The organism is Chitinophaga varians (genome assembly GCF_012641275.1).
Taxonomy (GTDB): Bacteria; Bacteroidota; Bacteroidia; order Chitinophagales; family Chitinophagaceae; genus Chitinophaga; species Chitinophaga varians_A.
Genome location: NZ_JABAIA010000001.1, coordinates 1,889,269 through 1,903,135 on the forward strand (window position 1 = coordinate 1,889,269; position 13,867 = coordinate 1,903,135).

Annotated in this window: 12 protein-coding genes and 1 tRNA gene; 7 read left to right on the forward strand and 6 right to left on the reverse strand. The window is 46.2% G+C overall.

Features of this window, described 5'->3' with window-relative positions:
• The first annotated feature begins 21 nt into the window (after window positions 1–21).
• Window positions 22–459, forward strand: coding sequence for a hypothetical protein (locus HGH92_RS07615; RefSeq protein WP_168870124.1), 438 nt, complete (start codon window positions 22–24; stop codon window positions 457–459).
• Between the two features lie 63 nt (window positions 460–522).
• Here HGH92_RS07615 and HGH92_RS07620 read toward each other — a convergent pair whose 3' ends face one another.
• From HGH92_RS07620 to HGH92_RS07640, 5 genes are all read right to left on the reverse strand, one after another.
• Window positions 523–2,940 carry a TonB-dependent receptor gene (locus HGH92_RS07620; RefSeq protein ID WP_168870125.1) on the reverse strand — a complete coding sequence of 806 codons (2,418 nt, stop codon included), beginning with the start codon at window positions 2,938–2,940 and terminating at the stop codon, window positions 523–525.
• A 126-nt stretch (window positions 2,941–3,066) separates the two neighbouring features.
• Window positions 3,067–3,396 carry a hypothetical protein gene (locus tag HGH92_RS07625; protein ID WP_168870126.1) on the reverse strand — a complete coding sequence of 110 codons (330 nt, stop codon included), beginning with the start codon at window positions 3,394–3,396 and terminating at the stop codon, window positions 3,067–3,069.
• 55 nt (window positions 3,397–3,451) lie between these two features.
• Complete coding sequence (locus HGH92_RS07630; protein WP_168870127.1) at window positions 3,452–5,035, reverse strand: DUF1501 domain-containing protein; 1,584 nt, start codon at window positions 5,033–5,035, stop codon at window positions 3,452–3,454.
• Between the two features lie 11 nt (window positions 5,036–5,046).
• On the reverse strand, window positions 5,047–6,669 hold the full coding sequence (locus HGH92_RS07635) for a DUF1800 family protein (RefSeq protein ID WP_168870128.1): 1,623 nt from the start codon (window positions 6,667–6,669) through the stop codon (window positions 5,047–5,049).
• Window positions 6,670–6,831: 162 nt separating this feature from the next.
• Complete coding sequence (locus tag HGH92_RS07640) at window positions 6,832–8,010, reverse strand: thiolase family protein (RefSeq protein WP_168870129.1); 1,179 nt, start codon at window positions 8,008–8,010, stop codon at window positions 6,832–6,834.
• Between the two features lie 157 nt (window positions 8,011–8,167).
• Between HGH92_RS07640 and HGH92_RS07645 the strand changes: the two genes are divergently transcribed.
• The 6 genes from HGH92_RS07645 (at window position 8,168) to HGH92_RS07670 (ending at window position 12,261) form a co-directional block, all read left to right on the forward strand.
• Window positions 8,168–8,240: transfer RNA gene (locus HGH92_RS07645), tRNA-Lys, on the forward strand.
• A gap of 287 nt (window positions 8,241–8,527) precedes the next feature.
• Complete coding sequence (locus HGH92_RS07650) at window positions 8,528–9,094, forward strand: Crp/Fnr family transcriptional regulator (protein WP_168870130.1); 567 nt, start codon at window positions 8,528–8,530, stop codon at window positions 9,092–9,094.
• 207 nt (window positions 9,095–9,301) lie between these two features.
• A complete protein-coding gene (locus tag HGH92_RS07655) occupies window positions 9,302–9,700 on the forward strand; it encodes a hypothetical protein (protein ID WP_168870131.1) in 399 nt (132 codons plus the stop codon).
• A 68-nt stretch (window positions 9,701–9,768) separates the two neighbouring features.
• Window positions 9,769–10,101 carry a hypothetical protein gene (locus HGH92_RS07660; RefSeq protein WP_168870132.1) on the forward strand — a complete coding sequence of 111 codons (333 nt, stop codon included), beginning with the start codon at window positions 9,769–9,771 and terminating at the stop codon, window positions 10,099–10,101.
• A gap of 55 nt (window positions 10,102–10,156) precedes the next feature.
• Complete coding sequence (locus HGH92_RS07665) at window positions 10,157–10,699, forward strand: hypothetical protein (protein WP_211092556.1); 543 nt, start codon at window positions 10,157–10,159, stop codon at window positions 10,697–10,699.
• 212 nt (window positions 10,700–10,911) lie between these two features.
• Window positions 10,912–12,261, forward strand: a complete 1,350-nt coding sequence (locus HGH92_RS07670; protein ID WP_168870134.1) for a Dyp-type peroxidase — start codon at window positions 10,912–10,914, stop codon at window positions 12,259–12,261.
• 264 nt (window positions 12,262–12,525) lie between these two features.
• Here the strand turns inward: HGH92_RS07670 and HGH92_RS07675 are convergent, their stop codons facing one another.
• Window positions 12,526–13,659, reverse strand: coding sequence for an NAD(P)-binding domain-containing protein (locus HGH92_RS07675; protein WP_168870135.1), 1,134 nt, complete (start codon window positions 13,657–13,659; stop codon window positions 12,526–12,528).
• Between the last annotated feature and the right edge of the window lie 208 nt (window positions 13,660–13,867).

A 13,867-nucleotide genomic window follows, 5' to 3' on the forward strand; every position in this document is an offset into this window, starting at 1 on the left:
TATTCAACTTAACCGTGAATTGTGAATAAAGCTATTATCCTTTTATCGTTTTCTGTAGTAGTATTATCCTTAGGAGCCTGTAACCAGTCGGAGCAGCCTGGCAAACCAGGCGGTGGCGGCTTTTTTTCCTCCAAAGCCGGTAAGCCGGTGGCTTTTAAGCTACAGTCGGGGCATCCTGACAGCGGCCGTGCATCCTTTGCTTTATCGGGGATAACTGTATCATTTGATCAGACAGCTGATGCGTCGCAAACCATCAGCATTAAAAAAGACGAAAAACGGCTGATCAACTATATCCGGACGGCAGATACAGCTGAGAAGGCCCTGCCGACGCCGTATATGACGATCAACGGGAAGGATACCGTTATTACGTTTAACATCCGGCAGGATGCATTCCGTTTTAAAATAAAAGGCAACAGGGCCACCTATACGAAAACGAAAGATAGCACAGCGAAGCAGTGATACAGCATAAAAAAGGCCGGCCCAACGGGCCAGCCTTGTATGACTGAATAATCAGGACAAAACCTATTTAAAATCAATAGGAATAGCCAGTTTAACACTAAAATTACGTCCTACGTTAAAGACACCGGAGCGCCCAGTTACTTCGTTCACCGGTGCGTATTTCAAACGGCTCAGGTGATTCTGGTAAGCTACATCACCGATGTTATTTACTGCAAAATGCAGCGAGAACAGGGTTTTGTTATGTTTATTCACAAACTCTGAACCCAGACCGGCATTCAGCAGCGTATAACTTCCTGTGGCTGTCTCGGTCTGATAAGCAGAGAACACATCATTCTGGGCAAAATTCATATCCATCTGTATTCCTATGTAAGCATTGCGCAGCGGGCCACCTACCTTTTTAAACTTGCCTTTCAACTCAGACAACCATCTGGCGGCGGGGATATTAGGCAGGTTTTTAGTTGAGTCGGTAGCGTTAACGGCAGTACCTCTTACATAGGAGAGGGTATTTTCAAAATGCAGCCAGTCAATAGGATGCGGGTGTATATCCAACATCAGCTCGCCACCATAGAGATTGGCATTAGCTTGTTGATACTTGAAGGCGGCAAATCCCTCGGCATTGTCATCAACCGGGATAGAATCGGTACCGGCCGCATTAAACAGTTTGCGGGAGAAGATGAAGTTGTTGATATGATTGTAGAACACATTGGCAGCCAGTGAAACGTGCTGGGTATTGAACTCTACGCCTCCGTCTATCTGCGTGCTCACTTCCGGCTTCAGGTCCTGGTTGCCGTATTCATATTTGATAGTGCCTTCATGTACGCCGTTGGCAGCTAGTTCAGAGATGTTTGGAGCGCGGAAGCCGCGGGCAGCATTGAGCTTCAGCACCACCCGATCGCTGACTTCATAGCTAAGTCCCACGCTACCGGACACATTGGAGAAATTACGGTTGAACGCTTCAAATTTTGTTTCGCCGGATGCGGCGGGCTTGCCGTCAGCATCGAGGAAGAGTGATTTGGAACGCATGGAACGACTGTCAAAACGTACGCCACCGCTCAGGGTGAGCTTGTTGAAGGTTTTGCTTGTCACCGCAAAAGCGCCGATATCGAACAGGTTATAGGCGGGGATGAGGAATTCCTCGCCAGAGATTTCATTTTTCTGCTGCATACCGTTTACACCGACAGTCGTCTGCCAACCGTTCATTTCAGGGAGGTAATATTTGGCGGCATAGTTGAATGTCTGCAATTTCAGCCAGAGCCCAGGCTCATCGGGATGCAGGACATCTCCGAACTCACGACGGTTGTTCCACTGATAACCCAGTGTTAAGCCAAGACGGCCACCATTATGCAGGTACAGGCTGTTGTCCCATACCAGTTTCTGGTGGTTGATCTGTTGTTTGGGCACCGTCATGCTGTAGGACTTATTATCGCTGTCGGTAACAGCTACTTCTTCTTTTGTGCCGTTATCATTAATTGGTTTGATAAAACGGCCTTCGCTGTCGCGCTCTCCTTCTACCAGGCCAAGATGCTGATTAAAGGAGGTAAAGCTTAGGCGGGAGAAGCCCCATTGTTTGTTGATACCGATATTGGCGCCGTAGTTGGTGTTATTGAAACGGGAATTGAATACATACCCGTCGTATTTGTTCTTATAGTCATGTGCCTGTTTCTGGGTGATGTAGGCCCCCCAGCTGAAACCGTTGTTGTTGCCGGCGATATCAGCATGGTAGGCCATGAGACCGTTGTTGGTCTGGTAGTTGGCTTCCACGTTGCCTTTAATTTTGCCTTGTGGCAGCGGGGCGGGAGGTACGATGTTTACCACGCCTGCCAATGCGTCTGAGCCATACACCAGTGAAGCAGGGCCTTTCAGTATTTCTATTTTGCTGACATTGTAATCATCCACTTCGATACCGTGTTCATCGCCCCACTGCTGGCCTTCCTGGCGAACACCGTCGCTGACCACCACTACACGGTTGTAGCCAAGGCCACGGATGAAAGGTTTGGAGATTGCCGGACCAGTGGAAAGCTGGCTTACGCCGGGCACTTTGGCGATCGCATCAATAATGTTGGTAGAAATGCTCTGGTCGAGGACATCCCGGCGAATGATACTGATGGGCGTAGGTGTTTTTTTCACGGAAGTAGCCAGGTTGGCACCGGTGATCACTACTTCATTTTTTTCGATCAGTGTTTCGGTCAGTTCAAAATCTTTGGTGGTAGTACCGTTTACACTGACTGTCTCCGTATAGGCGGCATAACCGATGGAGTGTACTTCCACAATATATTTTCCTTTCGGCAGATTTTTGATAGTATAATTTCCCTGGGCATCGGTAGCGGCGCCGACATGCAGGTCCGGCAGATAAACAGTAGCACCGGGAATAATGGCATGCGTAACTTTATCCGTTACTTTTCCGGTGAGTGCGTTAGAAAAAGTGCCGTCTTCAGGAATTCCGGCCTGGGCAGTGGGATGCAGCAACAGCAATGTCGCCATTAATCCGAGTATAAATACACGCAAATAATGCATACGTAAGTTATAAGAAATAAGAAAACAGTAAATACCAATAACCGTCTGCTACCCTCAGGTAATAACAGCTATATATCATGTGTAGTTGAAAAATCAGGCAACCTCAGATGGTGGCGCCCGGGGAGAGAGATGACGATAGGTAACATAGCTGGTTTCCGGCAACGGCCGCGGTTGAAATACCCATATTACCGGACGTACCGGTGAAATAAAATCAGTGGTGTACTGATCGAACGGTTCCACTCCTATCTGCAGAAAATCGCAGTGGCGGTGTTGCTCTGAGAACACGGTCCCGCCCACAGGCGTATGCACATCCTGGGTGTCGTGGTGACCGGCGAACAGGTGTATAAACTCCCGTGGGACCGTATTCAGGGTAAATACGCCCAGCAGGATGACCGCTAATATTTTTTGAAAATGTTTATACACCAGGGCAAAGGTAATAAACTTTACGCATTTGCAACATCGATGCATTTATATTGCACTATTTCACCTTCAGCATTGGTCTCACCTGCTGCACGGAACCATTCTGGAACCGGGCATAGTAGACCCCATTTGGCAGGTATTCCGCATCGAAGGTGAAGGTATAGGTGCCGGGAGTGTGTATTTTGTTGACAGGCACGCTCACCAGCCGTCCCATGGTATCGAATATCTGTATCATGGTATTGCCGTTGCCTGTGATATAGGTGATGGTGGTGGCGCTGGTAAAGGGATTAGGGCTGTTAGTGATCAGTTTTTTATCGTCTGTGTTCAGATCGGGCAGGTTGGTAATGACACCACAGGCTACGCCGCTGATCAGGGGCAGCCGCTGGTAATCTTTCTGCAGGATTTTGTTCAGATCGGTCTGATCCACGCAGAACCACTGCTCAAGGATGGAAGCATAGACAGAGCGGAAATCATACTGCATTGGCACGTTGTCCGCCACGCTGGTATTATCGGGTATGGCCGGGGAGTTGCCCAGTACGCCCTGATTGACATAGTCGCCGAAAACGATCATCGGTGCAGCGGCGCCGTGGTCCGTACCCATACTGAAATTGGATTTGATACGTCGGCCAAATTCGGAAAACGTCATTCCTACTACCCTGCGGGAAGCTCTCAGGCCTTTCAGGTCGTCCATAAAGGCTTTGATAGCATCGGACACACCGCCCAGCAATTTAGCATGGCCGCCGGTGGTAGTGTCACCGGATTCTGTCTGACTGGCGTGGGTATCGAAGCCCCCTGTGCTTACCATGTACATGCGGGTTTTAAGCCCTCCGGCCACCAGGCGGGCCACAATCTTCAGCTGATCGGCCAGGTTATTATTAGCAGGGTATGGCCCCTGAGAAGTCACTTTAGCTGCTGCCGCTTTGATCGTCCTCTCATAGCTATTGGTCTGTTTGGCGATCATGCGGATATACTCCAGTTCTTTACCCGCTTTGGTGTTGGGCACAGGATCTACCACGCCGTCAATCAGGTTATAGAAATCTGTCGCACTGGTGATGGCCATTCCCCTGCTGGCATCAGCACCCTGAAAAGCCGGTGACACGATGGAACCGATCTGGATGGCCAGCGGGTCCGGGTTGTCAGCATTCGGGTAGCTGTCCTGTGGTCCGGGATATTTGGTATCGAGATAACGGCCACCCCAACCGGAGGTCAGTATTTCATTGGAATCTGATCCGGTGAGCCAGATGTCCGTGGCGCGGAAGTGGGAGAAATTGGGGGAAGGATAACCAACGCTTTGGATGATGCTGGCTTTGCCTTCGTTATATAACTGCTGCACGCCTTTCATCGCAGGGTGCAGGCCGGATTTAAGGTAGTTGTCGAGCCGCAGTACTTTTCCTTCCGGAATAGCAATGTTTGTCCTGGCAGACTGGTATTTTCCATAGATATCCAATGGGATGACCATGTTGAGCCCATCATTGCCTCCGGTCAGCTGAATCATTACCAGCACGTGGTCATTGTCGGCAGCGGCGCCGCTTAAGGCAGCCAGCATGGGCGAGCTTCCAAAAGCCTTGATAGAAAAGCCGTTGATAATGGTTGGCAATATCGCGGCCGGGGCTGTATATTTCAGGAAATCTCTTCTTTTCATAGAAAGGTTTTTCAGGACAATTGATATTCTGAAAGGTTCATGATGTATTTGTACAGGGCTTGCAGGTGATTGGTCACCTCTTTCGTATTGGCAGCGTCGCCGGGATTGGATTTATAATTGTTCCAGGCGCTGGTCCAGTAGCTGTTGGTACTTTGTCCGGCCAGCAGGATGGTATCTTTCAGGAACGTCTTCACATTATCGGACACGCCTACACGATAAAGGATATCCAGCGAATCATTGACAAGTGCTACCGGATCACCGGGGTTGGAGAGTTTGTCCGCAAATGCCAGGGGATCGATTTTCACGTTTTTATAGCCGGTGGTGATCAAACCATCGCTCAACTGGTTTCTTCGGGGCAGAGTGGCAGTATTGATCCACAGTTCATGATAGGCGGGTTCCTGATAGTAGGCTTCCCAGCCTGCTACCAGCGGCGGATCGCCCAGGTTCTGCAACATACCGGCCATGGCGTTGTGCAGGTCGCCCCAGCGTTGGTACTGGTTGGTGTAGTCTGATGGGAACGTCACGCCAAATTCGCGGCACATGCCGATACAGAAATCCACAGGGCTTTTAATCAGGCAGGCCATATTAAGCGGATCAAAGAAATGCTCGCTGGTAAACAGCGCGTTGAGCGTTGCTTTGATATCATAACCGCTGCTGCGGAAAATATCTGCCAGTGGCTGGATCACATTCGCTTCCGTAGCCTGGTCTATATCATAGTATACAAAAAAGCGATAGAGTTTACGGCAGATGAACTTAGCGACTTCCGGTTGCGCAAAAATGATATCCAGGAGGGCGTCCACCTCGGTAGCGCCATCCGGCCCGGTTTGACCGGAGATGACCTTGTTGCCGTAGAAACCGGAAAACTGTTTATTGGTGATATCGTGCTGCGTTGTGTTAAACGTACTGACGATCGCGGTACGATCTACCCGGAAGCCCGTCAGCACGCGGGCGGTCGCTCTTACATCATCTTCCGTATAGTGCGAATCTGGCCCTTTTCCGACGGTAAAGAGCTCATGTAGTTCGCGGGCGTAGTTTTCATCAGCGGCGCCTTTGGAGTTCAGGTAACCGTTGAGATATACGAGCATGCATGGGTCCAGCGTCACTGCTTTGGTCAGCGCTTTAAAATTGCCCAGTGCGTATTGCCGTAGGGTGAGGTTATACTGGTAGATAAAGCGGCTGTCATTCACCATGGTTGTTTCTGTCACAAAGTGATTATGCCAGAAGAGCACCATTTTCTCGTGTATGCTTGCCTGTTGGTTGAGCATCTGCCCTACCCACCATGCTTTATAGGAGTCGATCCTTTTGCGTTCCAGCATTTCATCGCCCTGGGCGGCTCTTACCCAGGTGGCGCCTGGCGCCACGCCGGTACTGTCCGTGCCGTAGTTATTCACCGGAGGTGTAGGGTCTGCCTGTGCAGTAAGCAGTATGTCCACCACCTGTTGCATACCAAGGCTTTTCAGGGCTTTGATATTTTCCGGCGAAGCGCCGAAGGTAGTCCGTTTAAGGAGGTGGATGAGTTGCTGGTCGCCCCAGGCACCAGTGTAGGGAGTAAGCCCGGTTGCCGTACGGGCAACAGTTTTGCTGTTCCGCGTATTGCGGGCAGGCGATAAGGTCAGGAATTGTCTGCGATCCATAAAGCGATATGGTTGAGATAGCGGGATGGCCTTTAATTCCGCCAAATTAATAAAAAATTTAATTCAACAGGATTAAATTATCATAAAACCGGTGGGATATAAAAACAAAAGCCGCAGGAAAATCTTCCTGCGGCTTTGAGCTATAATGTATTACGAAAAAAATCAGGCAATATTTTCGATGATGCCGGCGATACCTTGGCCACCACCAACGCAGGCAGTCACGATACCGTACTTTTTATTCAGTCTTTTCATATCGTTGAGTATCTGTACGGTGAGCTTGGCGCCGGTGCACCCCAGCGGGTGCCCGAGAGCGATGGCGCCACCGTTGATGTTCACGATATCCGGGTTGATGCCCAATTCACGGATCACGGCGATAGACTGGGAGGCGAAAGCTTCGTTCAGTTCTACCAGGTCGATGTCCTGGAGTGTTTTACCGGCTCTTTGCAGCACCTTGGGCACAGCGGCTACCGGTCCTACTCCCATGATGCGCGGATGTACACCGGCAGAAACACAGGCCACCAATCGGCCGATAGGTTTCAGTCCCAGTTCGTTGACCATTTTTTCGCTCATCACAATAACGAAGGCAGCGCCGTCGGAAGTCTGTGAGGAGTTGCCAGCTGTTACGGAGCCTCCGGCGGCGAAAACAGGTTTCAGTTTGCCCAGTGCTTCGAGGGAGGTGTCTCCACGTGGTCCTTCGTCGGTGTCTACAGTGAAGGTGCGTTTTTGTTTTTTACCTTTTTCATCCACGTATACTTCTTCTACGTTGATAGGGAGTATACCGGATTTGAAGTACCCTTCCTTAATAGCATTCAATGCTTTCTGGTGGGATTTAAAAGAGAACTCATCCTGGTCCTGGCGGCTCACTTTAAATTCATTGGCCACTGCTTCAGCGGTGAGTCCCATACCGATATAGTAGTCAGGGGTGGTGCTGGCCACGGTGTAGTTGGGCACGGTTTTCCAGCCGGCCACCGGCACCAGGCTCATACTTTCCGTACCACCGGCGATGATACAGTCGGCCATCCCTGTCTGTATTTTAGCGGTTGCAATAGCGATTGTTTCCAATCCGGATGCGCAGTAGCGGTTGACCGTCATTCCCGGCACATCAATTCCCAGGGCACGAACGGAGATCATGCGGCCGATCTGCAGTCCCTGCTCCGCTTCCGGAACAGCGTTACCCACAATCAGATCATCAACCCTTTTAGGGTCCAGCTGTGGCACAGATTGCAGCAATCCCGTAATCACATCTACAGCCAGATCATCGGGTCTGTAAAAACGAAATCCTCCCCTTTTGGACTTACCTACCGCTGTGCGGTAGCCGGCTACTATATACGCTTCTTGCATGAAAAAATTATTTTATAATGAGCTAACGGTTAGATTATCAATATGATGGATATTTATCCACATTTTTACCTTGTAACCAAATTTAATTAAATTAAGCACACAAATGTGCGACAGAACCGTTAAATTTGTCGATACCCATTTTGGGTGAGTTATTAATGACTCTGTAGCTCAGTTGGTAGAGCAGCTGACTCTTAATCAGCGGGTCTAGGGTTCGAGTCCCTACAGGGTCACAGAGACGAAAGTCTGCGCTAAAGCCTCACAGATCGTATGATCTGCGAGGCTTTTCGGATTTTTTAAGGCATGGTTAATCCTTATTGAACCACCACCAATGACCGCAAAAAAGAATCAGGTCAAATTTCCGGGGGATTTTAAGCTTACGTATATAATTTCGCCAGTCTGAAGAGGAACGTATCTCACTTATGATATTGGCTCTTTTGGTGTTTGGGGCTTTAGTCTTTAAACCAGCTGGAAAAGATTGTTATTTGTATCTTTATAAATAGTAAGCTAGAATAAGGAAATGAAATTAGCAGACTACCTGAAACAGGAAATACAATTATCTGACGATACCATTCAGGCATTTGACCGTTTGTGGGATAGTCAGCACTTTCCCAAGGGCCATCAGCTTGTGGGCGCGGGTAGTCATTCAAAAAAAGTATTTTATATTGAAAAAGGACTGGCGCGAATATATTACCTCAATGACGGAAAAGATATTACACAATTTTTCTTCGATGAGACATCGATCTACACGCCCATCGAAAATGTATTTTTGAATGAATACCATCCTTATTATCTTGAACTATTGGAAGACAGTACCGTCAGAACCGTGGATTTTTCAAGGATCGAAGAACTCTTAGATACAAATGTAAAGTTCCAACGGTTCGTTCGATATATAATGACCGGAACAATAAAAAAGCTTGCTGATCGCCTGCGTTCGGTACAGCTTCAAACAGCACAGGACAGGTACAGAATACTGCTTGAAACCTATCCTGATATTCTTTTACGTGCTCCGCTTGGACATATCGCTTCTTATCTCGGCATTACACAACAAACACTTAGCGTTATCAGAGCTAAAAAGTCCAAATAAAATCTTCGGCCCAAAACCACTTTTAAGCATTCCCGAAAAATTTTATCAAAAGGATTCAGCGTTTTATACTTATATAAGATACATACATTTTATTAAATAGGCCTTAATCACAATTTTATCCTGGCATTTCCCCACTCAAAATCATTTTTTAAGAATTCTTAAAAGCTATCTCGTAAACGATTAGCAGTTTTGCATCATAAAATTTATATGATGCAAAACAGCGATTTGAGTCATTCTAAACATAGAGTATTCGTTGCCGATAATGGAGGTATCGATATTGGGTTCCCTGAAATTGTGGAATTGCTGAAATATGACCCTTCGTCCGACATGCATATTTCACTTTTATACATTTCCCAAAGTGCTGATTTTGTTTTCAGGAGAGAATTAAAAGTGCTTACAAAGCGCTTTCCTACCGCATTTATTACCTATTACAATCGAACGTTGCAGCAAGAAATAATAGAAATGATCATCAATACCAACACAAAACCTAAAATAGAATTTTTTTTATCTGTAAACGAAGAATTGCAAGTAATGATTTTAGATAAGTTACGGTTTTTGAACATTGATATTGAAAATATCTACTTTTTAAATGCCCGCAATTTTTAAGATATATTAAAATCACTACAGATTTTTTGAATTTGCTTTGTAGTGTAAATCATCAAAATTATCAAATCATGAAGAAAGTATTGTCCTGCCTTGTAGTGATATTTATAACAGTCACTGGATTTGCCCAATCCGCCAATGATAATTTTACAGGAAAATGGAAAACCGAAGATGGTGTCATTATCACCATTTCCAATAACAGCGGCAAATTCTCCGGTATGGACCCCAAAGGTCGTCCAACGCTTTACAATGTACGCTTTGAAAAAAATGAGTGGAAGGGAACAGTAGAAAACCACGAAACCGGTCAAAAGGGGAATTGCGAAATTTACCTGGAGGGAAAAAAGCTGAAAATTATAGCGCATAAAGGCATTTTTTCAAAAACTATGTATTGGGCAGAACAGTAAGCACCCAGAATTGTTTATTTATTAATCAATTTATTCATTTCTAAATTCAATGTATATGAACATTAAACAACTCACACAGGATGCGGGATTAAAATTGAAGCTGTATCTGGCCACACTAGGTGAACCGCTGGACAAAGCACACGAAGTAACCAGTGCCGGGGATGCCGGCTTGCGTAGTGGCGAACTCTCTGAATTGACTATTATTACAGATTTGAAACCCGATGGAGCTCGAAATCTGCGGCTGATTTTTGAAACGTTAAAAGGCAACCTTACAGGCGCCAGAAAAGTAGGTACCCTCCATGATATGCGTTTTGTGTTTTTAGAAAACGATACCAAACTACTTTTTTGTACTTGCTACGACGGTGATTGGGATACCTATATCAATGACTTTGCAACAAAAATACCGGAGATGATGGACCTGATTTTTGGAAATATTGAAGGCTGGCCAGGGATTAAATCACCTACCGTAAAAGAATTTATTTTAAGTAAGCAAATAACCGCCTCCGCCTGGTTTGTAAGCCATCCAAACCTTACAGTTGCCGATACAACACGTTTGGAAAAAATAGGCGCAGGCCTGAACAAACTTTTGGAATTGTAGAGACTTAAAACACTTCTTCGATGAAACGGGAATATATTTTGTTTTCTCAGGAAACCGAAGACTTACCGACAGATTTCGGACAACATATTTGGAGACATACCAAACCTCCCCGGAAACCAGACATTGGCTTAATGGAAAGGAACGGAAAGAACCCCAAACGGTAAAAGAACTTTTTGATTAACATTTCAAATTCTCTAAGATTCAATAATCTTATGTTCTTAAAAAAATTATTTAAACGCACCGCCGAAAAAATAGAGCTGCACGACATACAGGCCATCATATTGCGTGACAGGCCTCTGCCTTATCATGGTGTAAATGTTTTTTTGGAAATTCTACATACTGCTTCCGCCAAAGCATTTCTGAAAGAAATAGTACCTTATGTCACCAATGCCCAAAATTGGTGGGATAATGACAATGCCTGGCTTTCAATTGCCTTTACTTACGAGGGACTAAAGAAACTTGAACTTCCACAGTCCACAATTGAGAGTTTTCCTGATGCCTTTAAAAAAGGAATGGCTGCCCGCAGCGAAAAACTAATGGACATTAATGAGAATGCCCCCGAAAAATGGGATGCCGTTTTTAAGACAGCCGGTAACCATATCGCCGTTTCCATCATTGCAAAAAATATGGATGATCTGAATTCCAAAAAAGCACTTGCCCTTCAGGTATTGGAAAAACACCAGGGTGTTAAATTATGTTTTCAAGCCGATTTTGACACCCCTATAGAAGGCAATTTCAACCATTTTGGCTTTCGTGATGGTATCAGTAACCCGGAAATTGAAGGTAGTGGGGCAGAGCAATTAAATTCAAAAGAACGCCCCATAAAGGCAGGTGAATTTATTATGGGATATAACAACGAAGCAGGTAACTACTATCCTATGCCGCAGCCAATGGAGTTTGCAAAGAATGGTACTTTTGTCATCTTCAGAAAATACCACAGCCATGTAGCTGCTTTTAACAGGTACCTTAAAGAACAGGCAAAAAACAAAGACGAGCAGGAATTGCTTGCTGCAAAGATGATAGGCAGATGGCGCAGCGGAGCGCCACTCAATATGTGTCCTTTTAAAGATAATTCAGCATTGGGCGCAGATGCCACGAAGAATAATGACTTTGATTTCAGCAATGACCAAAATGGTAAGTTGGTACCCTACTCAAGCCACATGCGCCGAATGAACCCGCGTAACAGTAAAATGGCTGTAATGTCGGATGTGAACCTGCACCGCATTATACGAAAAGGCGTAGGTTATGGCCCTGCATTGCCAAATGGCAGCACTAAAGATGACGGTAAAGAGCGAGGACTTTATTTCATAGCATTTAGTGCAAAAGCTATGGAGACCCTCGAATTTTTACAAAGAGAATGGGTCAATAGTGGAAACTTTATGAGCCTCAAAAATGAAAAAGACCCTGTTATTGGCCTGAACGAAGGTAAAGGTACATTCACCTTGCCCGGCGAACCTCTGCCCAAACGCTTTACCGGCATGCCCACATTTAATACACTAAAAGGTGGCATGTATTTATTTATGCCGGGTATAAATGCTATAAAGTGGTTGAGTGAGTTATAGATGACATATGCCCTACATTCGGATGTATCTAACACGACGGATCTCCAACTGCTCTCAGCGGAGGCCAAAGCACGGCTTGACCGCATCAACTATTTATTTGTGAACCATGAGGCGGCTGAATTCCAGAAATTGCATGAGGTCACCGAAGTCTCCTGGCCTGAGTGCTCATTCCAACTAAGGAGTAAGTTGACAATAATTATCAGCCGAAAAGCCCCCCGGATTCAGCTTTTTCGTCTCCCCTCACTCCACGCAAAATCTTTACATTTATAATTTGAGAAATTCAATCAACTCCCTTGCGGCCGCCCGGCCGGCCCTGTTGGCGCCAATAGTGGACGCAGACGGGCCATATCCGACTAAATGTATCCTTGGGTCTCTCGCCACCTGTGTGGCTAATCTTCCGGACATCTCAATTCCGTTTTTATCATTCATCAACTTTAAGGGAGCAAGGTGGTCCAAAGAATGACGAAAACCGGTATTCCAAAAAATAACATCCGCATCGAGTGTTGTTCCGTCCGCCCATCGGACGCCGGTTGCCGTAATTTCGTCGAACATGGGCTTTCGGTCCAGGACTCCTTTTTTCAACATTCCTTCAATAGCAGGCGTGATCGGCAATCCGGTTACAGATACTACTGAATTGGGGGGTAATCCTTCACGTACTCTTTTTTCCACCATCGCCACAGCTTCATGCCCCAATTCGGGCGTAAATTCGTATTTTCTAAAATCAGGAGGCCGGCGGGTCACCCACGTGGTTTGTGTTACGGCAGAAACTTCCCCTAACAATTGAACCGCTGAAATCCCGCCGCCTACAATAATGACATGTTTGCCAACGAATTCCTGCGCATTTTTGTACTCCGCCGTGTGAAGCTGCCTGCCTTTAAATTTTTCCCATCCAGGATATCGAGGGCAATTGGGAGTTTTCCAGGTACCGGTAGCATTAATCAACCCCCGGGCGCTGAATTGAATGCCATTGGTCCGGATGATAAACCGTTCGTTCTTCTCCGTCACTTCGCTTACTCTTATCGGACGAATTACGGGAAGTTCAAAAGCGCGTTCATATTGCTCATAATATTTAGGGATTGCGATATTCGCCTGTAATGCTTTATCCTCCGTGTTGACGGCATCGGCAAAAGTCATTCCGGGCAGATCGTTGATACCATTGACATTGCTGAGCGTCAAAGAATCCCAACGATGTTGCCAGGCTCCTCCGGGCCCGAATTCATCATCTAAAACCACAAACCCCTTCCCGGGTGTTACCCCTTCTCTTTTCAGATGATATGCTGCAGACAATCCTGCCTGTCCGGCACCGATTACCACAATATCTACTTTATAAAATATATCAGGCTTAACGCTGCTTAATTCTGTAGCATCGTTAGGCTGTATGTCGTTCTCAGGCTTCATTTAAATACTATTTACATTATTCGCACATTTTACACAGATTACATGCCACCCTGCAATTTAGGAAATGTATGACACATCGTTTAAACCGGATAAAATATGACTCACGGAAAATGGCTCCAGTCGAAGCCCACACACCCCTGCGATAAAATTTCACCCATAAATATTATCCTCATTCCTCCAAAACTATCTAGCTTTTATTTTCCATTTT

Coding starts and splice junctions, on each gene's coding strand:
- HGH92_RS07635 (WP_168870128.1), bottom strand. CDS start 6,669: ATGGATCGCAGACAATTCCTGACCTTATCGCCTGCCCGCAATACGCGG.
- HGH92_RS07640 (WP_168870129.1), bottom strand. CDS start 8,010: ATGCAAGAAGCGTATATAGTAGCCGGCTACCGCACAGCGGTAGGTAAG.
- HGH92_RS07630 (WP_168870127.1), bottom strand. CDS start 5,035: ATGAAAAGAAGAGATTTCCTGAAATATACAGCCCCGGCCGCGATATTG.
- HGH92_RS07665 (WP_211092556.1), top strand. CDS start 10,157: ATGAACATTAAACAACTCACACAGGATGCGGGATTAAAATTGAAGCTG.
- HGH92_RS07670 (WP_168870134.1), top strand. CDS start 10,912: ATGTTCTTAAAAAAATTATTTAAACGCACCGCCGAAAAAATAGAGCTG.
- HGH92_RS07650 (WP_168870130.1), top strand. CDS start 8,528: ATGAAATTAGCAGACTACCTGAAACAGGAAATACAATTATCTGACGAT.
- HGH92_RS07620 (WP_168870125.1), bottom strand. CDS start 2,940: ATGGCGACATTGCTGTTGCTGCATCCCACTGCCCAGGCCGGAATTCCT.
- HGH92_RS07675 (WP_168870135.1), bottom strand. CDS start 13,659: ATGAAGCCTGAGAACGACATACAGCCTAACGATGCTACAGAATTAAGC.
- HGH92_RS07660 (WP_168870132.1), top strand. CDS start 9,769: ATGAAGAAAGTATTGTCCTGCCTTGTAGTGATATTTATAACAGTCACT.
- HGH92_RS07655 (WP_168870131.1), top strand. CDS start 9,302: ATGATGCAAAACAGCGATTTGAGTCATTCTAAACATAGAGTATTCGTT.